The organism is Allobosea sp. GW822-FHT03F07, from assembly GCF_058801345.1.
Genome location: NZ_JBXAND010000006.1, coordinates 36581 through 63156 on the forward strand (window position 1 = coordinate 36581; position 26576 = coordinate 63156).

Consider the following 26576-nt stretch of genomic DNA (forward strand, 5'->3'; position numbering starts at 1 on the left):
GTCGAGCCGTATCGCAGCTGCCCCTCTGAGAAAACCCCGCGCGTCATTGCGAGCGCAGCGAAGCAATCCAGGGAGACGTCGAGCGAGCGGTTCTGCATTGCTTCGCTACGCTCGCAATGACGGCCGTTACCGCCCCCCTCCGACCCGCAGGATCGAGCCGACGACATAGGACGCCGCGTCCGACAGGGCGAAGAGTACCATCTCGGCGATCTCGTCGGCCTGGGCCGCGCGCCGGAGCGGGATCGACGGCGCGATGCGGGCGACGCGGCCAGGCTCGCCCGAGGATAGGGCGTGGATGTCGGTCTCGGTCATGCCGGGCGCGACGGCATTGACCCTGATCCCTGCCGGAGCCAGTTCCTTCGCCATGCCGAGCGTCAGGGAATCGATCGCGCCCTTCGAGGCGGCATACCAGACGAACTCGTCGGGCGAGCCGAGGCCGGCAGCGATCGAGGAGATGTTGACGATCGCCCTGCCCTTCGCCGCGCCATTGGCGAGCAGGGCGCGGGCGGCCTCGCGCGCGACCAGGATCGCGCCGGTGACGTTGACGTCGATGCAGGTGCGGATGGTCTGCGGATCGGCATCGGCCAGCTTGCTCGCCGGGCCGGTGATACCGGCATTGTTGACGACATGGGTCAGGGGGCCGAGCGCAGCCTGCGCTTCGGCGAAGACGCGGGCGATGTCGGCATCATCGGCCATGTCGCCCTTGAGCGCCAAAGCCTTCGCGCCGGCGGCCTTGCAGGCTTCGACGACCTTTTCCGCCGCCTCGGCATTGGACTGGTAGTTGACGGCGACGTCGTAGCCGCGCTCAGCCGCCATGACGCAGATAGCGGCGCCGATGCCCCGGCTGCCGCCGGTGACGAGGAGAACGGGTCGGGACATGGGCTGGCTTCCTCTCGATTCTGATTGAAGCCATCCCATACGAAAAGGGCGGCTCTTGCGAGCCGCCCTTTCCAGATACCGGATCGTCGGAAAACGATCAGCGCTTCGAGAACTGGAAGCTGCGGCGGGCCTTGGCCTTGCCGAACTTCTTGCGCTCGACGACGCGCGAGTCGCGGGTCAGGAAGCCTTCCTTCTTGAGCGGGCTGCGCAGCTCCGGCTCATAGAAGGTCAGCGCCTTGGAGATGCCGTGGCGCACCGCGCCGGCCTGGCCGGAGAGGCCACCGCCCTTGACCGAGACGACGACGTCGTACTGGGTCAGGCGATCGACCAGGATCAGCGGCTGCTGGAGGACCATGCGCAGCACGGGGCGCGCGAAATAGACCTCCTGGTCACGAGTGTTGACCGTGATCTTGCCGGTGCCGGGCTTGATCCAGACGCGGGCGATGGCGTTCTTGCGCTTGCCGGTGGCATAGGCGCGGCCCTGGGCATCGACCTTCTTGACGTGGACCGGAGCGGCCTCAGCCTGCGCGGTCTTGACCCCGCCGAGATCGGCGAGAGACTGGAGAACTTCAGCCATGATCAGACCCTCGCATTCTTGCTGTTGAGCGCGGCGACGTCGAGCGCCTCCGGCGACTGGGCTGCGTGGGGGTGCTCGGCGCCCTTGTAGACGCGCAGGTTGCCGAGGATCTGGCGGAACAGCGGGCCGCGGGGCAGCATGCGCTCGACGGCCTTCTCGACGATGCGCTCAGGGAAGCGACCCTCGAGAATGAACTTGGCCGAACGCTCCTTGATGCCGCCGGCATAGCCGGTGTGATGATAGTAGACCTTCTGGTCGCGCTTGCGGCCGGTCAGCACGACCTTGTCGGCATTGATGACGATGATGTTGTCGCCGCAGTCGACATGGGGGGTGTAGGCCGCCTTGTGCTTGCCGCGCAGACGCATCGCCACCACGGAGGCGAGACGGCCGACGACGAGCCCGGAGGCGTCGATCACAACCCATTTCTTTTCGACATCGGCGGGCTTGAGCGAGATGGTCTTCATCGCGGCACCCCTTCGGTGGCTTGAGAAAAACGACAAGCCGCCGGAGGCCGGCGGCGATGTGGAGCGGTGGATAGGCGGCAAGCCCACCCCTGTCAAGCATCGTTCCTGCGCGCCTGTAGCGAAAAACGCAATTATTTGAGGCTGATGGCAAAAGAGGTATCCCGATACCGCATAATGAACTTGCACGCCAGTCCCGGCCTCGGCAGCATGCGGCAGGAGGACACGCCATGAACCAGAAACGCTACCACCTCGCCTTGCCCGTGCTCGCGGCCATGCTGTTGGCCAGTTTGCCGGTGCGCGCCGACGTCCATGTCATGAGTTCGGGCGGCTTCACCGCAGCCTACAAGGAGCTCGTCGCCGGCTGCGAGATCAAGATCGGCCAGAAGGTCGTCAGCGCCTATGGCGCCTCGATGGGCGCCGCCCCCGACGCGATTCCCAACCGCCTCGCCCGCGGCGAGCCGGCCGACATCGTCATCCTCGCCGCCGAGGCCTTCGACAAGCTGGTGGCCGAGGGCAAGGGCGTGCCGGGCAGCCGTGTCGACCTCGTGCGCTCGGCCATCGGCCTGTCGGTCAAGGCTGGCACGCCGAAGCCCGACATCTCGACGGTCGAGGCGCTCAAGAAGACGCTGATGGCGGCGAAGTCGATCGCCTACTCCGCCAGCGCCAGCGGGACCTATCTCTCCGAGGAGCTGTTTCCCAAGCTCGACCCGAGCGGCGCCGTGATGGCCAAGGCGAAGAAGATCTTCAGCGAGCGCGTCGGCACGGTGGTGGCGCGCGGCGAGGCCGAGCTCGGCTTCCAGCAGGTCAGCGAGCTGGTCACGATCGAGGGCCTGGATTTCGTCGGCACCCTGCCCGAGGAGGTGCAGCGCGTCACGGTGTTCTCGGCCGGGCTCGCCGCCGGCACGAAGGAGCCAGAGGCCGCAAAGAAACTGATCGCCTGCCTGGGGGCGCCCGAGGCCGCGCCAGTAATCAAGAAGACCGGGCTGGAGCCGATCCCGTCGAAATGACCGGCGTCAGGCCAGGCTGCGCAGGGCCTGGACGACGATCAGAGCGCCGCCGAGGACGACGACGCCGTCGAGAACCCAGGCATGGGCGGCGAGCGACAGGCCGCCGGTCAGCAGCCGGGCGATGAAGGCACCGGGAACAGCCGCGAGGCCGATCACGCCGGCCATGATCCAGGCTGGCAGGGGCAGCGCGCCCTGCCAGAGGAATACCGCCGACTTGACGATGCCGACCGGCAGCGAGATCGCCGCATCGGTCGCGATCACCGCCATGCCGGAAAGCCCGGCCGCTAGCAGCATCGAGATCAGGAAGACGCCCGAGCCGGAGGTGCCGCCGACGAGCAGGCCGTAGCCACCGCTGGCGAGCGCAAGTCCCCGGTCCCTGAGATGGCCGTGCCGGCGCGCCAGCAGCCGCCGAGCCGGCACCAGCACGATCAGGACCGTGCCGATCAGCAGCATGGCGCCCGGCCCCGACAGCAGGGTGTAGCAATAGGCGCCCAGCGCCGAGAACGGCAATGCGAAGAGCGAGACGATGCCGGCCCGGCGCCAGTCGAGATGCTCGCGAAAGGCGACGAGCCGGCTGCCGTTGGTGACGAGCGCGGACAGGCCGATCACCGGCACGACCGCTTCCGCGCCGATGAGCGGGATCAGCACCGGCGGCAGCAGGAGCCCCGTGCCGTAGCCGGCGACGCCGCCGACGACCGAGGCGAGCAGCGAGGCCGCGCCGACCAGCACATATTGCAACAGCGTCACGTCGGCGGCCATGCGGCGCTTCCGGCTAGCGCTCGGCGGGGATGGAATAGGTCCCCGTCGCGTGGCAGACCATCTCGCTCTCCCCGTGCGAGTAGAGCGCGACCTCGCCCACCGCGAGCCGCTTGCCGAGCTTGAGCAGCTTCGCCTCGCCTATCAACGCGGCCTTTCCGGGCTTGCGCAGGAAGTTGAAGTTCAGGCTCGTGGTCACGGCCAGCGCGACCGGGCCGATCTGGGCGAGGATCGCCGCGTAAAGCGCGAGATCGGCGAGCGCCATCATGGTCGGGCCGGAGATCGTGCCGCCCGGGCGCAGATGCTTCTCGTGATAGTCGCAGCGCATGCGGGCGCTCATCGGCCCGACCTCCTCGACGAAATAGGTGCGCCCGCCGATGTGGAGCTGCGGAAAGACCTCGTCGAGATAGGCCTCGAGCTGCGAGGCGGTCATGCGGCTGGTCATGTCGGAGGCATCCGGCGCAGGCTGGATTGAGGAGATGCCCCTTGCAGCATGCGGGAGCGCGCCCGACAATACGTCAAAATGCCAAAGAGAAGTTCCAAGGGAAACGCCAAAGGTCTCCGCCATGAACGTCCATCACAGGCTTGACGCCGCGCCCGCCCTGCGGCGCGAGGATGCAGCGGGCATCGCCACGCTGACGCTCGACCGGCCGCAATCGCGCAATCCGCTGAGCGAGGCGATGCTGGCGGCGCTCAGTGAGGCCTTCACCGCCATCGCCGTGGACCGGACCGTCAAGGCGGTCGTGCTGGCGGCCGAAGGGCCGGTCTTCTGCGCCGGCCACGATCTCAAGGAGATGAGCGCGCACCGCGCCGATCCGGACCGAGGCCGCGCCTATTTCGTGGAGATCCTCGGGCGCTGCTCGGCGGTCATGCAGCAGATCACCGCCCTGCCCCAGCCGGTCATCGCCGCTGTCGAGGGCACGGCGACCGCGGCCGGCTGCCAGCTCGTCGCGAGCTGCGATCTCGCAGTCGCGGGCGAAGCGGCCCGCTTCTGCACGCCGGGCGTCCATATCGGGCTGTTCTGCTCGACGCCGATGGTGGCGCTGACCCGCAATCTTTCCGCCAAGCATGCGATGGAGATGCTGCTGCTCGGCGAGATGGTGCCGGCCGGGGAAGCGGCCCGAATGGGCCTGGTCAATCGCGTCGTGCCGGCAGGCGATGCGCTCGCCGAGGCTCAGCGGCTCGCCGCCGTGATCGCCTCGAAATCGCCGGCGACGATCCGGGTCGGCAAGCGCGCCTTCTACGAGCAGCGCGAAATGGGCCTCGCCGCCGCCTATGACCACGCCAGCGCCGTCATGGTCGAGAACATGCTGGCGCGCGATGCCGAGGAAGGCATCGGGGCCTTCGTCGAAAAGCGCGCGCCCGTTTGGGAGCAACCCTGACTTGCAAAGGCACCGCGCCGGCTTGGGCGCCGGCGCGGGTCAGTCGAACGCGGTCAGACCCTCACGATCTCCGGTGCAACCTCCTCCAGCCTCGCCTCTTCACGCGGCAGGGCCTTCGCCTCGCCTTCCGGCTGCGGAACGGCAGGCAGTTGCAGCACCGTGACCCGCTGCCCCTCGACCAGGCTCGTCACCATCACGATCTTCCCATCCGGAAGTTCGAGGGCATCGTGATGAACGCAGGGCTTGTCGAGTTCGACCTGGCGGAACCGCGCGACCCTCGCCGCGATCCTGCGGTTCGGCAGCAGGCCGAGGCCGCGGTCGCATTCGATGTCGGCGTGGAAGGCCAGTTCGGTGCCCGGCAGGACGCAGACGGCAACATCGGGCTGCCCGGCGGCGCAGAAGCCGCGGGTGCTCGACTGCGCAAAGCCGGTCGAAACCAGCTCGTCGCCGACCTTGGCGGGAGTGGACATCACATGATGCAGGCTATAGTCGCACATGGCAGGCACTCCTTTCTAAGCAGGTGGCACGCCGGGGCCCATCCCCGTGGCGACAGGCAAGCACAAAAGCATGGCGATGCTATGATCGGGTCGCTTCACGCACAGAACGAGTGCTTTGATATCATTATGATTTTCCTGGATGAATCGCGTTGAGCCACGACTCTTACGATGATGCGCTGATCCGTCGCATCCTGCGCGAGACGAAGCGCATCGCGCTCGTCGGCGCCTCCGCCAGCGAGGCCCGTCCGAGCTGGATCGTGACCAAGTACCTGCTCGACCGCGACTACGACGTGATCCCGGTCAATCCGGGCCTCGCCGGCCAGACCCTGCTCGGCAAGACGGTCTACGGCTCGCTCAGGGACGTCCCGGGTACGATCGACATGGTCGAGATCTTCCGCAATTCGGAGGCGGCAGGCCCGATCACCGACGAGGCGCTGGCGCTCGATCCACTGCCCAGGGTCATCTGGATGCAGCTCTCGGTGCGCAATGACGAGGCGGCGGCGAAGGCCGAGGCGAAGGGCGTGACCGTCATCATGAACCGCTGCCCGAAGATCGAATATGGACGGCTCTCCGGCGAGATCGGCTGGCAGGGCATCAATTCGCGGATCTTGTCGTCGAAGAAGCCGGCCTTGGCCGGCAAGGGCTTCCAGAAGCTTTCGATCAACCGGCCGGGGACGTGAGTTTGGTGGCCTTGCTCGGAACCTCTGTGTCATCCCGGACAAACGGCGCAGCCGCGCCGATCCGGGATCCATCATAGGGCTCCGTCGCGACCTACGATGGCTCCCGGGTCTGCGCTACGCTTGCCCGGGATGACGGCGGAGGTTCGGCGAGATGCGGTAGACCAAAGCGGGGGTAGCGGCCATGCGCGAACTCACCACCACCTGCTGCATCGCCGGCGGCGGCCCCGCCGGCATGATGCTCGGCTTCCTGCTCGCGCGCGCCGGCGTCGATGTGATCGTGCTGGAAAAGCATGCCGACTTCCTGCGCGACTTCCGCGGCGACACGATCCACCCCTCGACCCTGCAGGTGATGCATGAGCTCGGGCTGCTCGAGGACTTCCTGAAGCTGCCGCACGCGGCCGTGTCGAACATCGCCATGCGGTTCGGGAACGAGACGATCCGGTTCGCCGATTTCTCGCATCTGCCCGTCGCCGCTCCCTTCGTCGCGATGATGCCGCAATGGGATTTCCTCGACTTCTTGGCCGATCGCGGGCGCGAGCAGCCGCGCTTCACCCTGATGATGAGCACCAAGGCCGAAGGACTGATCGAACAGGCCGGCAAGGTCGCCGGCCTCACCGGCCATGACGAGGCAGGCCCCTTCTCGATCCGGGCCGACCTCGTCGTCGCCGCCGATGGCCGCCGCTCCGACATCCGCGCCGCTTCCGGCCTGAAAGGCATCGATATCGGCGCGCCGATGGACGTGCTCTGGTTCAGGCTGCCGAAGGAGGCGGGCGACCCCAGCCAGACCGGCGGGCAGGTCGCGAACGGACGGCTCTTGGTGACGCTCGACCGAGGCGATTACTGGCAGAGCGCCTTCGTCATCCCGAAGGGCCGGTTCGAAGCCCTGCAGGCGGCGGGGCTGCCCTCCTTTCGCGAAAGCATCGTCAGGATGGCCCCCTGGCTGGCCGATCGCATGGAGGCGATCCGGGACTGGGACGAGATCAAGCTCCTGACCGTCGCCGTCGACCGGCTCGAAAAATGGTGGCGGCCCGGACTTCTCTGCATCGGCGACGCCGCTCACGCGATGTCGCCGATCGGCGGAGTCGGGGTCAATCTCGCCATCCAGGATGCGGTCGCGTCGGCCAATCTGCTCGCCACGCCCCTGCGCGAGAAGCGTCTGCGCGACAGCGATCTCGCGGCCGTTCAGGAGCGCCGGGAGTTCCCGACCAAGGCGACGCAGCGTATTCAGGTGATCGCGCAGAACCGCATCATCTCGCCGTTGCTGGCCCGCTCCGACAAGGATGCACCGCTCGGCCCGCCCCTTCTGGTGCGATTGTTCGACTGGGTCCCCCTGCTGCGTCGTCTTCCGGCAAGGCTCGTTGGAATGGGCGTTCGGCCGGAGCATATCGGACCCGACCTCGCACCCCGCCCCTGAATTGACGCCCTCCGGAGCGTTCGTTAAAACGAACGCAATGTCTCGAATTCAGAAGATCGCAGGGAGTACGCCATGACCGACCGCGCACCGGGTTTCCATACGCTCGCCATCCATGCGGGCGCAGCGCCCGATGCCGCGACCGGCGCACGCGCCACCCCGATCTACCAGACCACGAGCTTCGTCTTCGACGATGTCGACCATGCCGCCTCGCTGTTCGGGCTGCAGGCCTTCGGCAACATCTACACCCGCATCGGCAATCCGACCAATGCGGTGCTGGAAGAGCGCGTCGCGGCGTTGGAAGGCGGCACGGCCGCGCTCGCCGTGGCCTCGGGCCATGCGGCCGAGTTCCTCTGCTTCCACGCGCTGATGCAGCCGGGCGATGAGTTCGTCGCAGCGCGCAAGCTCTATGGCGGCTCGATCAACCAGTTCAACCACTCCTACAAGAACTTCGGCTGGAACGTGATCTGGGCCGATTCCGACGATCTGGAGGCTTTCGCGGCCGCGGTGACGCCGAAGACCAAGGCGATCTTCATCGAGTCGATCGCCAATCCCGGCGGCGTGATCGTCGACATCGCCGGCATCTCGAAGATCGCGAAAAAGCACAACATCCCGCTCATCGTCGACAACACGATGGCGACGCCCTATCTGATCCGCCCCTTCGAGCATGGCGCCGACATCGTCGTGCATTCGCTGACCAAGTTCCTCGGCGGGCACGGCAATTCGATCGGCGGCATCATCGTCGATGGCGGCTCGTTCAACTGGGTCGGCGACGAGCGCTATCCGATGCTGTCCAAGCCGCGGCCGGAATATAACGGCATGGTGCTGGGCGAGACCTTCGGCAATTTCGCCTTCGCCATCGCGACCCGCGTGCTCGGCCTGCGCGACATGGGCCCGGCGCTCTCGCCCTTCAATGCCTTCATGATCCTGACGGGAATCGAGACGCTGCCGCTGCGCATGCAGCGCCATTGCGACAGCGCGCTCTGGGTCGCGTCGCATCTGTCGAAGCACCCGGCGGTCGAATGGGTCAGCTATCCCGGCCTGATCGGCGACAAGTATCACGAACTCGCCAAGCGCTATTCGCCCAAGGGCTCCGGCGCGGTCTTCACCTTCGGGCTGAAGGGCGGCTACGACGCCGGCGTCAAGCTCGTCACCGACCTCAAGCTGTTCTCGCATCTCGCCAATATCGGCGACACGCGCTCGCTGGTGATCCACCCTGCCTCGACCACCCATCGCCAGCTCAGCGACGAGCAGAAGACGGCGTCGGGCGCCGGTCCGCAGGTCATCCGCCTGTCGATCGGGCTGGAGGACGTGCAGGACCTGATCGACGATCTCGATCAGGCCCTGGGCTGAACGGATCTGTCGTTCGTCTTGGTCGCCCTTGTGGCGACCATCCACGTCTTCGCTGGTCGAAGGTCGTATTCAAGACATGGATGCTCGGGACAAGCCCGAGCATGACGGGAAAGGTCGCGCGTTTCAGGCCCTGCGCGTCCGCGTGACATGCACCACGCCCATCGCCAGCACGAGGAAGGCGAGCGCCTGATGGGCGAGGCCGGCCCAGAGCGGCACGGCCAGCAGCAGCGTGACGATGCCGAGCACGCCTTGCGCCAGCGTCAGGCCGGCGATCACCGTCGCACGCTTCGCCGCGCCCGAACCCGGCTTCGCGCGGCGCATCCCCAGCGCATGCCAGAGCGCCAGAGCCAGCAGCAGATAGGCGCCGAGGCGGTGGTTGAATTGCACCAGCACCGGGTTGTCGACGAAGTTCTCCCAGAGCGGCAGGTTCTGCGCGAAGAGGTTGGCGGCGGGCGGCACCAGCGCGCCATCCATCAGCGGCCAGGTGTTGTAGGTCAGTCCCGCCTTCGAACCGGCGACGAGGCCGCCGAGCGCGATCTGCACGAAAAGCAGCGCGAGCAGCGCAATGGCGACGCCGCGCCCGCCACTCTTCTCCTGATGCCGTGGCGGCGTCAGCCAGGTCGCGAAGGAGATGACCGAGGCGAAGAACAAGCCGGCGAAGGTGAGATGCAGCGTCAGCTTGACCGGCGCGACCGCGACCATGCCGGGCTGCAGGCCGGACGCCACCATGGTCCAGCCGATCGTGCCCTGCAGGCCGAGCAGCAGGCCCATGCCGAACAGGATCAGCGTCGGCCGCCAGGGCAGCAGCCGGCGGGCGGCCACCACCAGAAAGCCGAGCAGATAGACCAGCCCGATGAAGCGGCCGAGCTGGCGGTGGCCCCATTCCCACCAGTAGATGAACTGGAACTCGCCGAGGCTCATGCCCGAATTGAGGAGCCTGTATTGCGGGCTCTCGCGGTATTTCGCGAACTCGCTCGCCCAGGCTTCGGCCGAGAGCGGCGGCAGCGCGCCGGTGATCGGCTTCCATTCGGTGATGGAGAGGCCGGAGCCCGTCAGCCGCGTCGCGCCGCCGACGATCACCATCACGAAGACGAGCGCGGCGACAATCCAGAGCCAGCGGCGGATGCCGGCATGTCTCCCACCCTGCAGGATGATCGAAGGGGGTTTCTCGATGGCAATCGTCACGGAAGCGGGGCCTTCGGTCGCGTCGGGGGCGCTTCACAAGCGCGTTGGCAGGTGACAGATAGTCCGCGCGCCGGGCTTTAGACAACGCCCGCATTGCCGCAGGCCGGCAGGCGCTCAGGAGATCGCGTGATGAGGCAAACCCACCGCAAGCTGATCGGCACCGTCGCGATCCTGGTCTTCGTCTGCGTCTACGCGCTCGTCGCGATGGCCCTCGCGCAGGGTCGGATCACCGAGGCGCCCAAGCTCGTGCAGACGATCGCCTATGTTGCGCTGGGCCTCGCCTGGGTCCTGCCGCTGCTGCCCCTGATCCGGTGGATGGAGCGGAAGGACGGGGCTTGAAGAGCTCCGTCATTCTCGGGCGAAGCGCAGCGTAGACCCGAGAATCTCTGCCAGGAGATGCTCGGGTCAAGCCCGAGCATGACGCGCTCATCTCCCCACATTGACCCGCCGCCCGCGGTTCCAGAGCCAGAACGGCAAGCCCGACAGCAACGCGCGCAGAGCCGCCTGGCTCTGATGAAGGCCGTTGAGCGAGACGCGCGGCAGTGCGTGGAGATGCGCAGCGTGTTCGGGGAAGAGATGACCCGGCCGCGTCGTCACGGCGCTGGCATATCCTGCCTCCCGTGCCAGCGCGAAGTCGCGCGGCCCGGCCGAGGTCGGATCGCCGACCGGATAGGCGAAGTGCCGGATGGGCATGCCAAGTTCAGCTTCCAGCCGTGCCTTGCCCTCGCTGATCTCGGCCCGCGCGAAAGCCTCATCATGCTTCGCCAGCATCGGATGGCTGAGCGTGTGAGCACCGATGGTCACGCCGGGCGCGCCGGCGAGCGCCCGCAGCGTCTCCCAGGGCAGGCATTCACGTTCGACCAGCGCGGCGGGATCGATGCCCGCCCGAGCGGCGAGATCCGAAATCGCTGACAGCAGAATCGCTTCCGAATGTTTTCGAAGACGCCAGTAGAGCCTGTCAAACGCTCGCTGCTTCTCGGCGTCGCTGCCGCTGCGGGCGATGAAGCGGCCGTCGGGCAGCGCTAGGTCAAGCTCCGGCAGCGCCCGGATCGCCTCCTCCAGCTCCAGCCACCAGAGCCTTGCCGTGCGGTCGGCGAAGCCCGTCGTGACGAAAAGCGTCCAGGGCGCGCCATGCTTCGCCAGCACCGGCCAGGCATGCTCGACATTGTCGCGATAGCCGTCGTCGAAGGTGAGCGAGACGAAGAAGCGGCTCTTGCGAGGGGCGGCGAGCCGCAGCAGCGCTTCGTCGAGCGAGACGAGATCGTAGCCCTCGGCGCGGATCAGCGTCAGCGCGCGGTCGAGGAATTCGGGCGTGATTTCGAGGATGCCATTGGGGCGGAAGCCTTCGCTTCGCTGCGGGCGGACATGGTGCAGGGTCAGGATGACGCCGGTGCCCTGGGCCAGCCTCCTGCCCCAGCGGTCGGCGCCGATCGCCGTGATCGCCGCGAAGGCGGCGGAGAAGGCTTGATGGCGCAGGTTCATCTGTCCGATCCGCGGCAACCGCTCGCTAACGCTGTTCGCCGATCCCGGCGTCGAGGAAGCGCGATCTTGCCCAGTCCGTTCACAATAGCGGGTTAAGGAGAGGGCATCGTCCGCTTCTCAGGCCGGCCCATCCATGTCCGCAATTGTCGAACGCTCTTCGGCCCCGCTCGTGACGGAAAACCGTGACGCCACTGGCGCACGGCCCTGGCACATCATCACGGTAACCGACGATATCGCCTCGCTCGAGGCCGACTGGCGCTTGCTCGAGACCCGTGCGTTGGTGACCCCTTATCAGGCCTATGGCTGGGTGCGCCCCTTCGTCGAGACAGTCGGCGCTGCGGAAGGCATGAGCTTCCGCCATATCGTCGTGCGGGATGCCTCGGCCGAGCCTCTCGCGATCCTGCCGCTGGTCATCACCCGCCGCAACGGCATCCGCTTCGCCGAATTCATCGGCGGCAAGCATGCCAATTACCATATGGGCCTTTACGCGCCCGATTTCGCCGCGCAGCTGGACGCGAGCGCGATGCGGCTGATGCTGGATGAGATCGGCGGCCGGATTGGCGGGCTCGACGCCTTCATCTTCGTCAACCAGCCGACGCAGTGGCAGGGCATCGCCAATCCGCTGGCGGCGCTGGCGGCTGGTCCGAGCCCGAGCGGCGCCTACAAGCTTGCGCTCGTTCCGGGTGACGGCGACGGCTCGCTGCGGCGCTCGATGAGCAGCCATGCCCACAAGAAGCTGAAGAACAAGCGCAACCGCTTCGCGGAATTCGGCCCCTCCGAGGTCGTCCGGGCACGCGAGCCCGCCGAGATCAACAGGGTGATCGACGCCTTCCTCCGGCAGAAGGCCGCGCGCTTCAGGATGATGGGCGTGCCTGATCCCTTCGCTGCGCCGGCGGTTCGCGCTTTCCTGGAGCGAGGTGCCCGGGCGGACGGCGCATCGGCCCCGGTGCTTGAACTGTATTCGCTCGACGTCGCCGGCCAATCCGTCGCGACCTATGTCGGCGCCGTCCAAGGCGCTCGCTTCTCGGGGATGGCGACCTCCTTCGACATGGAGAGCAAGGTCGCCAGGACAAGCCCGGGTGAAATCCTGCTGGTCGACCTGATCAAGCTGAAATGCCGCGAGGGCACGACCATGTTCGATCTCGGCGTCGGCGAGGCCCGCTACAAGACGACGATCTGCGACCAGCGCGACGAGCTCGTCGACAGCTTCCTGCCGCTCACCGCCAAGGGGCACGCCTTCGCCTGGTTCAGCCGCGCCAAGCGCGAGGCCAAGCGGCGGATCAAGGCCTCGCCGCTCGCGCTGAAGATCGCGCATCGGGGATTGGGCATACTGAACCGCGGGCGTAGCCGCGCTGTCGAGGATTAGGCCGCCCAAGTCAGACTGACGCGGCGTCGCGCTCGCGCAGGCCGTGCATCGGCGCCGTAGCGGGTGCGTCCAGCATCAGCGTCACCGGCGCCTTTGAGAGATCGGCCAGGCGGTAGGCCGCCTCAACGGCGTGGCCGTTGCCCAGCTGCCCGGCCATGACGAGGCCGCCCTGCGCCCGGCGCGCCAGCGGCGACAGCACGGCCCCTTCGTCGTTCGAAGCGGCGGCGACGAGCACCCAGTCATAGGTCTCGCAGAGCGCGTCCAGCGCAACCTCGACAAGGTCGGAGGCTGCCAGGACCGCGGCGCGCCCGGCGCGGCCGGGGCCGATGCGGTGCAGGCGCGAACCCGGCTCGCGCGTGATGATGTCGGAGAACAGCGCCTCGCCGGCCAGAAGCTCGGAGAAGCCGGGCTGGCTGCGGCCTTCGTCGGCGGTGAGATCGACGATGATGCAGAGGCAGCGCTGCGAGAGCAGTTCGGCCAGGTCGTGTGGCGTCGTCGCGCCTTCACCGGCTCCGTCGAGCACGAGCACCATCGGCGCCATGCCACGCGCCGGCTCCTCGATGCGCTCGGCGAGATCGGCCAACGTCTGCTCGGGATGGACGAGATCGAGCGTGATATGGCCTAGGCGGCCGCCATGGGTCAGGAGGCCCGCGACGCGCTCGCGGCGCGGATCGACGGGGCTGTCCTCGGCGCGAGGCGCGCCGGTTGCCATGCCGCCGACCCAGCCCGGCGCCCGGCGCGGCTGCGGGATCGGCGCGTCGCGGCGGCCGTTGAGCAGTTCGCGCGATACCACCGTGGCCAGCGAGGCCAGCAAGGTCGCGAGCGTCGCCACCAGCACCGTCGGCAGCTTCTTCGGGAAGGACGGCTCGGTCGGCTCGATCGCACGCGAGATCACGCGCGCATCGGCCGGCGTCGCATTCTGGGTGTCACGGGCGACGGCCTCGCGATAGCGCAGCATGTATTGCTCGAGCTGCTCGCGCAGAGTGCGGGCCTCTCGCTCGAGCGCCCGCAACTGCACCTCGCTGTCATTGCCGGTCGAGACGCTCTTCTTCTGTCCGTCGAGCGCGGCGGTGAAGCTCTCGACGCGCTGGCCGGCGATCTTGGCCTCGTTCTCCAGCGTGCGAACGGCGCGTTCGGCGGCGGCGCGGAGCTGCCCCTCGAGATCGACGAGCTGGGCATTCAATTCCTTGATGCGTGGGTGCTCGGAGAGGAGGTTGCGCGATTCGAGCGCGATCTGGGCGCGCAGATTGACGCGCTGCTCGATCAGCCTGCGCACCAGCTCGTTGTTGGCGACATCGGGGATCTCGAAGGTGCGGCCCTGCTTGATCGCATCGCGGATCAGCCCGGCCTTGGCCTGCGCCTCGGCCTGCTGGCTGCGGGCCGCCGACAGCTGCGTCGAGAGGTCGCCGAGCTGCTGGGCGTTGATCGTCGTGTTGTTGGCGCCGACGAAGAGGCCGTTGCGCGAGCGGAATTCCTCGACCTTGGCCTCGGCCTCGGCCAGGCGCTTGCGCAGAGGCTCGATCGTGGTCGAGAGCCAGGAGGAGGCACTGCGGGCCGAATCCTGCTTGGCGGCCTCCTGCATCTCCAGATAGGTCGCGGCGATGATGTTGGCGCCCTTGGCGGCGAGCGCCGGATCCTGCGAGGTGAATTCGACCGCGACGATGCGCGAGCGCCCGACCGGATAGACCAGGAGGCGGTCGAAATACTTCTCTAGCACGCGGTCCTCGGGCGAACGGTCGGCTGGATGGCCGCCGAGGCCGACGAGAACCCCGACCTTGCGCAGCGCGTTCAACGCGCCGGCGCCCGAATCGAACTCGGAATTACCGACGAGGCCGATGCGCTTGATCGCCTCGCGGGCGAGGTCGCGCGACATGATGAGCTGGACCTGGCTCTGCACCGCCTCGGCGTCGAACTGACCGGCGCTGTCGGGCGAGGACTGCCCCGGCAACGTGAAGAAGCCGCCGCGATTCTCGAGCAGGATGCGGGCCTCGCCGGTATAGCGCGGCGAAACCAGGTTCACGGCGACGGAGGAGAGCGCGAAGACGGCGACCGTAGGACCGATGATCCACATCCGGCGCCTCTTGATCGCAGCCCAGAGCGCAGAGAGGTCCAGCATCTCGCTGCGGCCTTCACCGTCGCGCGCCAACTCTTCCCGGCCGAGGCTCTCGGTTTGAGCGGTCATGACCCATCCATTCACGCAAAACTCTCGCGCCCTGGACAGGACGCTGCGTCAATGAAAGCGCAGTAAGGTTAGTGCGGGGTTAAGAGGGACGGACCCCGGTCCCGCCGCCCCGGCGACCCTGAAGCCTTTGTTAACCATATTGCGCCCATGCTTCGCCCGGGTTCCGCATGGGTATGCTTGTGATGAGTCGACGTCTCGCCTCTCTCGCCTTGGCCGTCGCCATGACGGCAGGCGCCTGCGCGCCCCGCTACGCGGCCTCCGACTATACGCTCGCACAGCCGAGCGGGCCCTATCGCCTCGCCAGCGGCGACCGCCTGCGCGTCATCGTCTTCGGCCAGGACAATCTCTCGAACATCTATGCCGTCGACGGCTCGGGCAAGATCTCCATGCCCCTGATCGACGCGGTCGAGGCGCAGGGACGCACGACCCAGCAGCTCGAAAAGGCGATCGAGGGACGGCTGCGGGCTGGCTTCCTGCGCGAGCCGAAGGTCTCGGTCGAGGTCGATACCTACCGCCCCTTCTTCGTGCTCGGCGAAGTCACCAATTCCGGCCAGTTCCCTTACGTCCACGGCATGACGGTGCAGACGGCGGTGGCGATCGCCGGCGGCTTCACACCGCGCGGCCAGCGCGCCTATGCCGAGGTGACGCGGCAGGTCGAGGACCAGCTCGTCACGGCCAGCGTGCCGATCACCTACCCGGTGCAGCCGGGCGACACGATCGTCATCAAGGAACGCTGGTTCTGAGCGCGTCCCAGGGATTTCTGCATACCGGAGATTTCTGAATGACGGATGCTTCGCTGCCGCCACTGCGGATTCTGCATGTCTTCCGAGCCCCGCTCGGCGGGCTCTTCCGGCATGTGCTCGATCTTTCGCGCGGCCAGGCGGAGCGCGGGCACGATGTCGGCATCTTCTGCGATTCCACGACCGGCGGCACGCGCGCCGACGACGTCTTCGCCGAACTCGAGGGCAAGCTGACGCTCGGCATCACGCGGGTGCCGATGTCGCGTTACCCCAGCCTCACCGACGCCAGGGCGCAGATGAGCGCGATCTCGGTGCGCTCGCGGCTCGCCCCGGACATCGTCCACTGCCATGGCTCCAAAGGCGGGCTTTATGGCCGGCTGCCGGCCCTGTTCAGCCCCGGGCACCGCTATGTCACCGCCTACACGCCTCACGGCGGCAGCTTCAACTACAAGCCCGGTGGAACCGAGCATAAGGTCTACATGGCCGTCGAGCGGTTGCTCGAACGCGCCACCGACATGTTCCTGTTCGAGAGCCGCTTTATCGCCGGACGCTTCGAGGCCCATATCGGCCATATGCCACGCACCGATCATCGCATCGTCCTGAACGGCATCTCCGACCCGGAGTTCGAACCGATCGACCATGCGGGCGCAACCTTCGACCTCGTCTATCTCGGCGAACTGCGCTCGGCGAAGGGCATCGACACGCTGATCGACGCCCTCGGCCTGCTCAAGAGCCGCGACGGCCTGACGCCGCGCATCCTGATCGTCGGCTCAGGCCCGGACGAAGCGGCGCTGCGCGCGCTCACCGTATCGCGCGGCATCGCCGGGCAATGCGTGTTCGAGCCACCCGGGCCGATCCGCAAGGCGCTTTCGCGGGCCCATGTGATGGTCGTGCCATCGCGGGCGGAATCGCTGCCTTATGTCATTCTCGAGGCGGCGGCAGCGGCGCAGCCGCTGATCTCCACCGATGTCGGCGGCATCAACGAGATCTACGGCCCGCGCCACAGGCACCGGCTGATTCCGACCAACGATCCGGTCATCCTTGCCGATGCGATCGCAAAGGCGCTGGCGACGCCTGATGCGGAGCGAGCCGCCGGGGCGACCGATCTCGCGCAGCATGTGCGCGCGAACTTCCGGCTCGACTCGATGATCGACGGCGTGATTGCAGCCTATCGCGATGCGCAGGCCAAGCGCAGCCAGGCCTGGCCGGAGCGCCCGGTCAAAGCTGCTTGAGCGCCAGAATGCCGGCGATCACCAGGGCAATCCCGGCCCAGCCCGTCGGCCTGATGCGCTGGCCGAAGGCGAGTGCGCCGACGATCGCGGTTGCGACGAGCCCCGCCCCGCCCCAGACCGCATAGGCGACCGAGAGATCCATGCCGCGGATCGCCTGCGCCAACGCAGCGAAGGCGCCGATCACCATGAGGATTCCAAGCAGGCCGACCAGGCGGCGGCGCAGGCCGTCGGAAAGCTTGAGCAGGCAGGACCCCGCGACTTCCAGCACGACCGCCAGCGCCAGCCAGGCGATGGCCAGCGCCTGAGGCATCAGCGCGATGGTCACACCAGCCTCCCGTCGATGCGGGCATTGCGGGGCTCGTCGGCATGGGCGTCGCCGACACCGCGTTCGAGCAGCAGGATGCCGGCGAGGATCGCGGCCAGCGCCACGAGGCGGCCGGCGGTCAGATGCTCGCCGAAGAGCAGATGGCCGATGACGGCGATGCCGACGATGCCGAGCCCCTCCCAGACCGCATAGGCGACAGCCAGCGGGATGACGCGCAGCGCGATGCTGAGCAGGGCGAAGGACAGGCCGATCAGGGCGAGCGGCAGGAAAGCCACCAGCCAGGGAGCCGAGACGAACGACTTCAGCGCGGCCGTCGCGACGATCTCGACGGCAATGGCCGCGAGCAGGAAGAACCAATGGGTAGACATGTTGCACACGGGCGAAGCCGGCGCTGGGCGTCACGGGTGTGACGCGGAGGCAGCTAGGCAAGAGTTGGAGTTTTGAGATCAGGTCCGGATAAAAAGGCCTTCGGCGGAAACTACCGCGAAAGCAGCACGGCAATCATTTCTCGGTCGCCAGGACCAGAAACTTGATCGCTCAAAAATGTGCTTATCAGACACTCATCGCAGAAACATATAGCCTGGACATTGCTTCTCGTCAACCTGAAACAACTTCAGGACAATCTCCACAGCGAAAACAGTCATAAAAACCAGACCCCGACACCTGCATCAATACATTGATCAGCCAAGGAAAAATCGAGTTTTCTTTGGGAGCCCAAAGGCCCGACGGAATCACCCGGCCAGCATGTGCCGGAACAGCCGAAGCGCCTGCCGAAACAGCGATCGGTCCGATTAAGCCTTCCGTGAGCATTTTCGGTTACGTCAGCGGCAAGATCGGCGGGCCGGCGAAGGCAACGGGTCCGGCGGCGCCGACAGCGACCACGGTTGCAGCGACCAGGGATTTGACGTCATGGGTGCCTTCGATGTCCGCGATCTGATCAAGGCGGATGCCGCCGCCTCGGCGACGCCGGAGATGTTCGGTCCGTCCAGCGGCGGCACGCGGATCTTCCATCCGCTGGCGGAGCGGATCGCCGCGATCCCGGTCAAGCCGACGCTCTCGCCAGTGATGATCGAGGGGCTCGTACGGCTCCTCGATGTGCTGGCCGTCGTCGGCGCTGGCGGGCTGATCTACTGGCTCTACGCCGCCGGCAATGTCGACAGCACCCTGCCCTACCAGATCACGATCCCGGCTTTGGCCGTGGGAGCGCTCGTCGCCTTCCAGGCGCTGCATCTCTACCATGTCGGCGCACTCAGAAATTTCATCGCCATGGCGGTCAGGCTCCTCAGCGGCTGGAGCCTGCTCTTCCTGATTGCACTCGCAGTCTTCTTCTTCCTGAAAATCGGCGATCAGGTGTCGCGCGTCTGGCTGCTCGGCTTCTATAGCGCGGGCGCTGCCGCGCTGCTCGGCGAGCGCCTGATCGTCACGCTCGGCGTGCGGCATCTGACCCGCACCGGGCGGCTGGAGCGGCGCACGGCCATCGTCGGCGGCGGCGAAGGTGGCGAGGCGCTGATCCGCGCGCTGGAAGCGCAGCGCGACACGGGCCTGCGCATCTGCGGCGTATTCGACGATCGCAATGACGACCGCTCGCCCGATCTCGTCGCGGGATACCCCAAGCTCGGCACGATCGACGATCTGGTCGAGTTCGCGCGCCGCACCAAGCTCGACCTCGTGATCTTCACGCTGCCGATCTCGGCCGAGGCGCGGCTGCTCACCATGCTGCGCAAGCTCTGGGTACTGCCGATCGACATCCGCCTCTCGGCGCATATGTCGAAGCTGCGCTTCCGCCCGCGTTCCTACTCCTATTTCGGTGCGGTGCCAGTGCTCGATGTCTTCGACCGCCCGATCGCGGACTGGGACATCGTGGTCAAATGGGTCTTCGACAAGGTCGTCGGCACGCTGGCGCTGATCGCGCTCTCGCCGGTGATGCTGGTGACGGCGATCGCGATCAAGCTCGACTCGAAGGGTCCGATCCTGTTCCGTCAGAAGCGCTACGGCTTCAACAACGAGCAGATCGAGGTGCTGAAGTTCCGCTCGCTCTATCACGATATGGCGGACCAGAAGGCGGCCAAGCAGGTGACCAAGGACGATCCCCGCGTCACCCGCGTCGGCCGCTTCATCCGCAAGACCTCGCTCGACGAACTGCCGCAACTGCTCAACGTGGTCCTGCGAGGCGATCTCTCGCTGGTCGGCCCGCGGCCCCACGCCGTCCATGCCACGGCCTCCAACCGCGCCTATGAGCAGGTGGTCGATGGCTATTTCGCCCGGCACAAGGTCAAGCCCGGCATCACCGGCTGGGCGCAGGTCAATGGCTGGCGCGGCGAGACCGACACGGAGGACAAGATCCAGCGCCGCGTCGAGCATGACCTCTACTATATCGAGAACTGGTCGGTGCTGCTCGACCTCTACATCCTCGTGAAGACGCCGCTGTCGCTGATGACGAAGACCGAGAACGCGTATTGAGCGCGTTCGCGGACAGCGCCGGACCCGCTTCCGTTCGACGTGGGCCGCTGATCGCCTATGCCTCGATCCAGCGCGGGGCACTCTGGCTGCTCGGCGCCTCCAGCGGGCTCGCGCTGATCGAGCCGTCACCTTACGAGTTCGTGTTCCTGCTCGTCGTCTTCGCCTTCCTGCTGACCGGCATCAAGCTCTCGCAGAAGCTGCTGCCGCTGATCGTCCTGCTGCTGCTCTACAATCTCGGCGGCGTCTTCTCGCTGATCCCCTGGATGGACGAGGCGCCCTCGGTGCGCTTCACCGCCGTCTCGGTCTATCTCATGATCACCTCCGTCGTGGTGGCGGCGATCATGGCCGAGGATCCGGCCGGCCGGATCGAGACGTTGCGCAAGGGCTACATGGTCGCCGCATGGTATGCGGCGATCGCGGGCATCCTCGGCTATTTCGACGTCGCCGGCCTCGGCTCCGTCTTCAGCTATGCCAGTCGGGCGTCCGGCACCTTCAAGGACCCGAACGTGCTGGGGCCTTTCCTGGTGCTGCCTATCGCCTTCACGCTCCAGCATGTGCTGACGGGGCGCAGCAGCCTCCTGCGCGGCCTCCTCGCGATGAGCGTCCCGCTGCTGGCGCTGTTCCTGACCTTTTCGCGCGGCGCCTGGGGCCACCTCGTCCTCTCGGTCCTGATCATGACGGCGCTGACCTATCTCGCCTCCGACAGCGCGCGCAAGCGAGCCCGCATCGTCGGCCTGGCTCTGCTGGCCGTCGGGCTCGCGGTGGCGGCGCTGCTGGTCGCGCTCTCCTTCGAATCGATCCGCTCGGTGTTCGAGATCCGCGCCTCGCTGGAGCAGAGTTACGATCTCGGCGTGACAGGCCGGTTCGGCAGCCAGTTGCGCTCGATCCCGCTGCTGCTCGAGGCGCCCAACGGCTTCGGCCCGTTGCGTTTCCGCTTCATCTTTCCCGAGGACCCGCACAACGTCTACATCAACGCCTTCGCCTCCTATGGCTGGCTCGGAGGCTTCGCGTGGCTCGCCCTGACCGCAGCAACCATTCATGCCGGCTGGCGGCTCGTCTTCCGGCGCTCGCCGCTGCAGATGCAGGCGATCGCGATCTGGTCCGTGCTGTTTGTGACAATCCTGCAGGGCGTCCAGATCGACACCGATCACTGGCGGCATTTCTACCTGCTGATCGGCCTGATCTGGGGGTTGTCCGCAGTGCCGGCTTCGTCCGTTCCGGGCAGACCGCTTCAGTCGCGGGCCTTGCGCGCCATGACATAGGCGTGGGTGGTCACGAAATCCCAGCCGATCTTCGCTGCGAATGCATTGAAGGCGTGGTCGGCTTGGCGCAGCCCGGGCATTCGCTTGAAGTAATCATGCCCCCAGAAGCGCTGGACATGGATGTCGTCGAAGCCGGCGCGCCGGAGCATCGGCTCGAGCTTCGCACGGCTGCCGCGGCACCAGTCGTAGTGAGCGGGAAACTTCGGATCGTCGCCATCCGCACGCCGCGCAGGATAGAGCGCGTGAACGATGGCGCGCGAGGCCTTCTCGGGCAGCACGTGATTCAGCGCGAATACCGGAGCCCAGAGCGTCGGGAAGAAGGCGAGCGCGGCGCCGCCCGGCGCGAGCAGGGCATGGATGTTGGTCCAGGCACGCTCGACATCCGCCACATGCTCGAAGACCATGCGCGAGATCATCAGGTCATAGCCGCCGCGCGCGATGTCGGGCTCGGAAAGATCGCCGGCGATGTCGAAGCGCGCGGTCTTGAGACCGGCCGGCGTCAACGCCAGTTCGCCGGCATCGATGTCGTTGACGGTGAGGTCGATGCCACGGCGCCTCGCCTGCTCGGCCGTGAACAGCGGATCACGCCCGCCACCGATCTCACAGACGCGGCGCAGGCCGAACCGCCGGGAAAGCTCGAGGATGGTGTCCTCGTAATTCTCCCAGGCCCATTGCGAGTGCCAATCCGGCGCAAGATCGCGGAAGACGTTTTCGAGTGAACCGGTCGATTGCAGTGATGGGCGGATCGCGGGCCGAGCCCGGGTCTGCGTGACTGTCGCCAGTGACATGGCCTTCTCCGCCTGGGTGACCTCCCCGTCCCGCGGAAAACCATGCTGGCATCGCGTCAAGCCCGCAATCGCAGACTTAATCGAGGGTTAATGGACGGGCGCTCGCATTGTGCCGCAACGGCTCAATTCACGAAGGCGGACAATCAACGTGAATCAACGGCCGAAGCGGATTGCATCCGCGCGCACCCGCCACTATAAGCCGAGCCGTCGGAGCGTAGCGCAGCCCGGTTAGCGCACTTGTCTGGGGGACAAGGGGTCGGAGGTTCGAATCCTCTCGCTCCGACCATAAATCCCAAGAGAATCGGAACTTTGCAGACCCGCAGTAACCGGGGTCGTGGCTATCCATTGTCCGGTTTCAGGGCCCGCATCACGGCGGGCCTTACGTCGTCGACACGTGCCTGGAGAGAGCCGCCCCGCCTGCGCAGGCATCGGCGCCCCTATGCCTCCGTCCCCCAATGCCCCCGCTCACTCGACGATTCGCACCGCCCCCTTCGCGGCACTCGTCGCCATCGCCGCATAGGCCTTCAGCGCCGTCGAGATCTTGCGCTTGCGCGGGGCGGCGGGCTTCCAGCCGTCCTTGCCCTTCGCCTCCATCGCAGCGCGGCGTCTCACCAGTTCCTCGTCCGAGACCTGGAGCGAGATGCTGCGGTTCGGAATGTCGATGGCGATGATGTCGCCGCTCTCGACGAGGCCGATCGCGCCGCCCTCCGCCGCTTCCGGCGAGACATGGCCGATCGAGAGCCCGGACGAACCGCCCGAGAAGCGCCCGTCGGTGACGAGCGCGCAGGCCTTTCCGAGGCCCTTCGATTTCAGATAGCTCGTCGGATAGAGCATTTCCTGCATGCCCGGCCCGCCGCGCGGCCCCTCATAGCGGATCAGCACGATCTCGCCGGCCTTGACCTTGTTGTTGAGGATGCCCTCGACCGCCGCATCCTGGCTCTCGAAGATCACGGCCGGGCCTGAGAATTTCAGGATCGAGGCGTCGACGCCCGCCGTCTTCACGATGCAGCCGTCGAGTGCGATGTTGCCGAAGAGGACAGCGAGGCCGCCATCCTGCGAATGGGCGTTCACCTTGCTGCGGATGACGCCCTTCTCGCGATCGAGATCGAGCTCCTCGAAGCGACGATCCTGGCTGAAGGCCGTTTGTGTCGCAACGCCCCCCGGCGCTGCGCTGTAGAAGCTGCGCACGCTTTCGCTATGCGTCTGGGCGATGTCCCAGCGCGCCAGGGCGTCGGCCATCGTCGCGCTGTGGACCGTCGGCAGCGAGGTGTCGATCAGCCCGGCGCGGTCGAGTTCGCCGAGGATCGCCATGATGCCGCCGGCACGGTGGACATCCTCCATATGGACGTTGGCGACCGAGGGCGCGACCTTGCAGAGCACCGGCACGCGCCGCGACAGGCGGTCGATATCGGCCATGGTGAAGTCGCACTCGGCCTCATGGGCGGCGGCGAGCAGGTGCAGCACCGTGTTGGTCGAGCCGCCCATGGCGATGTCGAGCGTCATCGCGTTCTCGAAGGCCCTGAAGCTTGCGACATTGCGCGGCAGCACCGAGGCGTCGTCCTGCTCGTAATGGCGGCGGGCGAGATCGACGATCAAGTGGCCGGCTTCGACGAAGAGGCCCTTGCGGTCGGCATGGGTGGCGAGCACCGAGCCGTTGCCGGGCAGAGCGAGACCCAGCGCCTCCGTGAGGCAGTTCATCGAATTGGCGGTGAACATGCCGGAGCAGGAGCCGCAGGTCGGGCACGCCGAGCGCTCGATCGTCTCGACCTCAGCGTCGCTGTATTTGCTGTCGGCGGCCGCGATCATCGCATCGACGAGGTCGACCTTCTTGAGCACGCCCTCGGCAATGTATTTGCCGGCCTCCATCGGCCCGCCCGAGACGAAGACGGTCGGGATGTTGAGCCGCATCGAGGCCATCAGCATGCCGGGCGTGATCTTGTCGCAGTTGGAGATGCAGACCATCGCGTCGGCGCAATGGGCATTGACCATGTATTCGACGCAGTCGGCGATCAGCTCGCGCGAGGGCAGGCTGTAGAGCATGCCGTCATGGCCCATAGCGATGCCGTCATCGACCGCGATGGTGTTGAACTCCTTGGCGACGCCGCCCGCCTTCTCGATCTCGCGCGCGACCAGCTGGCCGAGATCCTTGAGGTGGACGTGGCCCGGCACGAACTGAGTGAAGGAGTTGACCACCGCGATGATCGGCTTGCCGAAATCGCCGTCCTTCATGCCCGTCGCGCGCCACAGGCCGCGGGCGCCGGCCATGTTGCGGCCATGGGTGGAGGTGCGTGAGCGATAGGCGGGCATGTCTCGACCTCTTGTCGTCTTGATCTCGCGGCGAAAACCGGACGAACGTCATAAGCGGCACCGCGCCAGCTTCAAAATCGAATAATCCGATCCTTCCGATCGGCGCGGTCCATGCTGGGGCGGCGAAGAGAACGGGATATGCTTCGGAACATCGATATCGACCTGCTGCGCTGCTTCCTGACGATCGCGGAACTGCGCAGCTTCACCAAGGCGGGAGCCGCGCTGTTCCGCAGCCAGTCGACGATCTCGACGCAGATCCGGCGGTTGGAGGAGCTCGCCGGGCAAAGCCTGCTGCAGCGCTCGCCGCATGAAGTGCTGTTGACGCGCGCCGGCGAGGATTTCCTGGGTTACGCCAGACGGATCGTCGCGCTGCATGACGAGGCGCTCGACGTGGTCAATGCCCGCCACGTCGCCGGGCGGGTGCGGCTCGCGGTGATGGACGACTATGCGACACAGGTGTTGCCGCAACCGCTGGCCCGCTTCGCGCGGATGAATCCGGATGTCGAGCTCGAGGTCACGACCGGCTTCACCCGCGACCTGCTCGACAATCTCGGCGAGGATTTCGATCTGGTGCTGGCGACGCAGAAGCGCGGCGACGGGCGTGGCGAGGTCCTGCGGACGGAGCGCACGGCATGGGCCTGCTCCGACCGGCATGATTTCGACCCGACATCCCGGATCGCGCTCGCCTTGCTCAAGGCCCCGAACATGTATCGCGAATGGGCGCTCGCCGCCCTGAACGACGCCGGCCTGCCATGGCGCATCCTGTTCAGCAGCTCGAGCATCGGCGCAGTCGAGGCCATGGCCGCCTCGGGCGCCGCTGTGACGATCGTGAAAGCCGGAACGGCGCGTGCAGGGCTGCGCCTGCTCGGCGCTGGCGACGGCATGCCGGAGCTACCGGCATCCGAGATCGCGCTCCATTGCGCCCCTGGAAGGCAGGCGCCAGCCGTGCGCGCGATGACGAGCTTCCTGCAGGAATCGCTCGGTCCGCCTCAGGACTAAGCCTTATGTCCGCACGGCCTTGTCCACAGGCTTGGTGCCCGAAATTGCTTGCCGAAGCCGCGCTTATGACCCAACGTCAGCCTGTCGCGTTGTCGGGAGTCGTTTCATGCGTGCCCTGTCGCGTTCTCTTGAGTTCCGGTTGTCGGGCCAATGGGCCGTTCTGGCCCGTGCCCTGGCGGTGTTGGCGATCGCGATGGCGATCATCACGCCGCTGATCGACTGAACCTGCGGGCAGCCTGTCACGCGGCCCGCAATGCGGCTCGTATCCGTGTGCATTCGCGCGTAAGCTTAAGGCTACAGCGTGTGACAGAAGGAATGCAGCGATGGCAGCAGACGGCCGAGGAACACGCGCCTGGCACGATGTGAACACCGTCCAGGAAGCACCCCGCGAAAAACAGAAATCGAGCGGCCGGATCGCGGCCGAGGAGGCCGCCGCCCGCAAGAAGATCGAGGCGCTGCGGGCCCTGCGGCTGGCCAAGCAGGCCGCCGAGCCCCCCGCCCCGCCTCCGGCCGCCAAGGCGCCCAAGCGCAAGGCGGCCGCAGCCGCGACATAGGATGATGCGTGGCGGCGCGCGAGCGCCGCCACTGTTCCCGTCAGGCGCCCATCAGCCAGCCCTTGAGCAGACCGATATCGGGCTGGGACAGGCCGTGTCCGGCCGGCAGAGCCCGGTGATCGATGCTGGCACCGTTGCCCGACAGGGTTCGCGCCAGACGCTGCGCATCGTCGGCCGGCACGATCGGATCCATCGCACCGGAGAGGATCAGCACGCGCTTGCCCGCCAACTCCGCCTGCGGCGGGTCGGCGAAGGGCGACATCGCGCGCAGCAGCGCCGCGCCGGCGAGCACTTCCGGACGGAGCAGCAACAGGCTCGCGGCTATGTTCGCCCCGTTCGAGAAGCCGACCGCGACCGGCGCCGCCAGCCCGTAGCGCGCTCGGGCCTCCCCGACGAAGTCGGCGAGTTCATGCGTCCTGCGGCGCAGGTCGTCCTCGTCGAAGACGCCTTCGGCGACCCTCCGGAAGAAGCGCGGCATCGCGCCTTCCAGCACCTTGCCGCGCGGCGAGAGCAGGCTTGCGCCGGGCGCTACCGTCCGGCCGAGGCCGAGCAGGTCGCGCTCGTCGCCGCCCGTGCCGTGCAGCAGAAGCAGCGGCGGTCGGCCCGCATCGGCGCCGGGCTCGTAGACATGGATGAAATCGGTGGTCGCGACGGCGTCCATCATGATCTCCTTCGCAAAGAGAGGGCA

27 protein-coding genes and 1 tRNA gene are annotated in these 26576 nt (G+C 67.0%); 14 read left to right on the forward strand and 14 right to left on the reverse strand.

Going from position 1 to position 26576, the window contains the following annotated elements; translation table 11 throughout:
- Positions 1-126: 126 nt before the first annotated feature.
- From AC1RMY_RS17645 to rplM, 3 genes are all read right to left on the reverse strand, one after another.
- Positions 127-879, reverse strand: a complete 753-nt coding sequence (locus tag AC1RMY_RS17645; RefSeq protein ID WP_492866690.1) for an SDR family oxidoreductase — start codon at positions 877-879, stop codon at positions 127-129.
- 97 nt (positions 880-976) lie between these two features.
- Positions 977-1456: a 30S ribosomal protein S9 gene (gene rpsI, locus AC1RMY_RS17650; protein ID WP_327528067.1), complete on the reverse strand. Its 480-nt coding sequence runs from the start codon at positions 1454-1456 to the stop codon at positions 977-979.
- A gap of 2 nt (positions 1457-1458) precedes the next feature.
- On the reverse strand, positions 1459-1920 hold the full coding sequence (rplM, locus tag AC1RMY_RS17655) for a 50S ribosomal protein L13 (protein WP_056802598.1): 462 nt from the start codon (positions 1918-1920) through the stop codon (positions 1459-1461).
- Positions 1921-2147: 227 nt separating this feature from the next.
- On the opposite strand from rplM, the gene AC1RMY_RS17660 reads away from it, so the two are divergent.
- On the forward strand, positions 2148-2927 hold the full coding sequence (locus tag AC1RMY_RS17660; protein WP_492866692.1) for a substrate-binding domain-containing protein: 780 nt from the start codon (positions 2148-2150) through the stop codon (positions 2925-2927).
- A 6-nt stretch (positions 2928-2933) separates the two neighbouring features.
- Here AC1RMY_RS17660 and AC1RMY_RS17665 read toward each other — a convergent pair whose 3' ends face one another.
- On the reverse strand, positions 2934-3686 hold the full coding sequence (locus AC1RMY_RS17665) for a sulfite exporter TauE/SafE family protein (protein ID WP_492866694.1): 753 nt from the start codon (positions 3684-3686) through the stop codon (positions 2934-2936).
- Between the two features lie 13 nt (positions 3687-3699).
- Positions 3700-4128 (reverse strand): PaaI family thioesterase, encoded by a 429-nt coding sequence (locus AC1RMY_RS17670; protein ID WP_492866695.1) that lies wholly within the window; start codon positions 4126-4128, stop codon positions 3700-3702.
- A 121-nt stretch (positions 4129-4249) separates the two neighbouring features.
- Between AC1RMY_RS17670 and AC1RMY_RS17675 the strand changes: the two genes are divergently transcribed.
- The gene (locus AC1RMY_RS17675) at positions 4250-5065 is read left to right on the forward strand and encodes an enoyl-CoA hydratase (RefSeq protein WP_492866697.1); all 816 of its coding nucleotides are present in this window, start codon (positions 4250-4252) and stop codon (positions 5063-5065) included.
- Between the two features lie 53 nt (positions 5066-5118).
- Here AC1RMY_RS17675 and AC1RMY_RS17680 read toward each other — a convergent pair whose 3' ends face one another.
- Positions 5119-5562, reverse strand: coding sequence for a hypothetical protein (locus tag AC1RMY_RS17680; RefSeq protein WP_492866699.1), 444 nt, complete (start codon positions 5560-5562; stop codon positions 5119-5121).
- 149 nt (positions 5563-5711) lie between these two features.
- Between AC1RMY_RS17680 and AC1RMY_RS17685 the strand changes: the two genes are divergently transcribed.
- From AC1RMY_RS17685 to AC1RMY_RS17695, 3 genes are all read left to right on the forward strand, one after another.
- The gene (locus AC1RMY_RS17685; protein WP_492866700.1) at positions 5712-6242 is read left to right on the forward strand and encodes a CoA-binding protein; all 531 of its coding nucleotides are present in this window, start codon (positions 5712-5714) and stop codon (positions 6240-6242) included.
- Positions 6243-6423: 181 nt separating this feature from the next.
- Positions 6424-7656 carry an FAD-dependent oxidoreductase gene (locus AC1RMY_RS17690; protein ID WP_492866702.1) on the forward strand — a complete coding sequence of 411 codons (1233 nt, stop codon included), beginning with the start codon at positions 6424-6426 and terminating at the stop codon, positions 7654-7656.
- Between the two features lie 72 nt (positions 7657-7728).
- Positions 7729-9006 (forward strand): O-acetylhomoserine aminocarboxypropyltransferase, encoded by a 1278-nt coding sequence (locus AC1RMY_RS17695; RefSeq protein ID WP_492866703.1) that lies wholly within the window; start codon positions 7729-7731, stop codon positions 9004-9006.
- 123 nt (positions 9007-9129) lie between these two features.
- On the opposite strand, the gene AC1RMY_RS17700 is transcribed toward AC1RMY_RS17695, so the two are convergent.
- A complete protein-coding gene (locus AC1RMY_RS17700; RefSeq protein WP_492866705.1) occupies positions 9130-10191 on the reverse strand; it encodes a COX15/CtaA family protein in 1062 nt (353 codons plus the stop codon).
- A 129-nt stretch (positions 10192-10320) separates the two neighbouring features.
- On the opposite strand from AC1RMY_RS17700, the gene AC1RMY_RS17705 reads away from it, so the two are divergent.
- Positions 10321-10530 (forward strand): DUF2842 domain-containing protein, encoded by a 210-nt coding sequence (locus AC1RMY_RS17705; protein WP_492866706.1) that lies wholly within the window; start codon positions 10321-10323, stop codon positions 10528-10530.
- A gap of 87 nt (positions 10531-10617) precedes the next feature.
- Here AC1RMY_RS17705 and AC1RMY_RS17710 read toward each other — a convergent pair whose 3' ends face one another.
- Positions 10618-11673: a polysaccharide deacetylase family protein gene (locus AC1RMY_RS17710; RefSeq protein WP_492866707.1), complete on the reverse strand. Its 1056-nt coding sequence runs from the start codon at positions 11671-11673 to the stop codon at positions 10618-10620.
- A 133-nt stretch (positions 11674-11806) separates the two neighbouring features.
- Here AC1RMY_RS17710 and AC1RMY_RS17715 point away from each other — a divergent pair, with 133 nt between their 5' ends.
- Positions 11807-13039 (forward strand): GNAT family N-acetyltransferase, encoded by a 1233-nt coding sequence (locus AC1RMY_RS17715; RefSeq protein ID WP_492866709.1) that lies wholly within the window; start codon positions 11807-11809, stop codon positions 13037-13039.
- A 10-nt stretch (positions 13040-13049) separates the two neighbouring features.
- Here the strand turns inward: AC1RMY_RS17715 and AC1RMY_RS17720 are convergent, their stop codons facing one another.
- Complete coding sequence (locus AC1RMY_RS17720; RefSeq protein WP_492866711.1) at positions 13050-15221, reverse strand: GumC family protein; 2172 nt, start codon at positions 15219-15221, stop codon at positions 13050-13052.
- Positions 15222-15403: 182 nt separating this feature from the next.
- Here AC1RMY_RS17720 and AC1RMY_RS17725 point away from each other — a divergent pair, with 182 nt between their 5' ends.
- Together AC1RMY_RS17725 and AC1RMY_RS17730 are read left to right on the forward strand one after the other, a co-directional pair.
- A complete protein-coding gene (locus AC1RMY_RS17725) occupies positions 15404-15964 on the forward strand; it encodes a polysaccharide biosynthesis/export family protein (protein WP_492866713.1) in 561 nt (186 codons plus the stop codon).
- Between the two features lie 38 nt (positions 15965-16002).
- A complete protein-coding gene (locus tag AC1RMY_RS17730; RefSeq protein WP_492866715.1) occupies positions 16003-17193 on the forward strand; it encodes a glycosyltransferase in 1191 nt (396 codons plus the stop codon).
- Here the strand turns inward: AC1RMY_RS17730 and mdtI are convergent.
- Positions 17180-17518 carry a multidrug/spermidine efflux SMR transporter subunit MdtI gene (mdtI, locus tag AC1RMY_RS17735; RefSeq protein ID WP_492866717.1) on the reverse strand — a complete coding sequence of 113 codons (339 nt, stop codon included), beginning with the start codon at positions 17516-17518 and terminating at the stop codon, positions 17180-17182. The genes AC1RMY_RS17730 and mdtI overlap by 14 nt on opposite strands.
- Positions 17515-17886: a DMT family transporter gene (locus AC1RMY_RS17740; protein WP_492866719.1), complete on the reverse strand. Its 372-nt coding sequence runs from the start codon at positions 17884-17886 to the stop codon at positions 17515-17517. Before AC1RMY_RS17740 ends, mdtI begins: the two co-directional genes overlap by 4 nt.
- A gap of 541 nt (positions 17887-18427) precedes the next feature.
- Here AC1RMY_RS17740 and AC1RMY_RS17745 point away from each other — a divergent pair.
- On the forward strand, positions 18428-19978 hold the full coding sequence (locus AC1RMY_RS17745) for an undecaprenyl-phosphate glucose phosphotransferase (protein WP_492866721.1): 1551 nt from the start codon (positions 18428-18430) through the stop codon (positions 19976-19978).
- Positions 19975-21240 carry an O-antigen ligase family protein gene (locus AC1RMY_RS17750; RefSeq protein ID WP_492866723.1) on the forward strand — a complete coding sequence of 422 codons (1266 nt, stop codon included), beginning with the start codon at positions 19975-19977 and terminating at the stop codon, positions 21238-21240. Before AC1RMY_RS17745 ends, AC1RMY_RS17750 begins: the two co-directional genes overlap by 4 nt.
- Here AC1RMY_RS17750 and AC1RMY_RS17755 read toward each other — a convergent pair.
- Entirely contained in the window at positions 21210-22028 is an 819-nt protein-coding gene (locus AC1RMY_RS17755; RefSeq protein ID WP_492866725.1) for a class I SAM-dependent methyltransferase, read from the reverse strand. The genes AC1RMY_RS17750 and AC1RMY_RS17755 overlap by 31 nt on opposite strands.
- Before the next feature lie 208 nt (positions 22029-22236).
- Between AC1RMY_RS17755 and AC1RMY_RS17760 the strand changes: the two genes are divergently transcribed.
- Positions 22237-22314, forward strand: a tRNA-Pro gene (locus tag AC1RMY_RS17760).
- 179 nt (positions 22315-22493) lie between these two features.
- Here the strand turns inward: AC1RMY_RS17760 and ilvD are convergent.
- The gene (ilvD, locus tag AC1RMY_RS17765) at positions 22494-24335 is read right to left on the reverse strand and encodes a dihydroxy-acid dehydratase (RefSeq protein ID WP_492866727.1); all 1842 of its coding nucleotides are present in this window, start codon (positions 24333-24335) and stop codon (positions 22494-22496) included.
- A gap of 138 nt (positions 24336-24473) precedes the next feature.
- On the opposite strand from ilvD, the gene AC1RMY_RS17770 reads away from it, so the two are divergent.
- Positions 24474-25334 (forward strand): LysR substrate-binding domain-containing protein, encoded by an 861-nt coding sequence (locus tag AC1RMY_RS17770; RefSeq protein ID WP_492866729.1) that lies wholly within the window; start codon positions 24474-24476, stop codon positions 25332-25334.
- A 323-nt stretch (positions 25335-25657) separates the two neighbouring features.
- Positions 25658-25888, forward strand: coding sequence for a transcriptional regulator (locus tag AC1RMY_RS17775; protein ID WP_492866731.1), 231 nt, complete (start codon positions 25658-25660; stop codon positions 25886-25888).
- 40 nt (positions 25889-25928) lie between these two features.
- Here AC1RMY_RS17775 and AC1RMY_RS17780 read toward each other — a convergent pair whose 3' ends face one another.
- On the reverse strand, positions 25929-26552 hold the full coding sequence (locus tag AC1RMY_RS17780) for an alpha/beta hydrolase (protein WP_492866733.1): 624 nt from the start codon (positions 26550-26552) through the stop codon (positions 25929-25931).
- Positions 26553-26576: the final 24 nt, after the last annotated feature.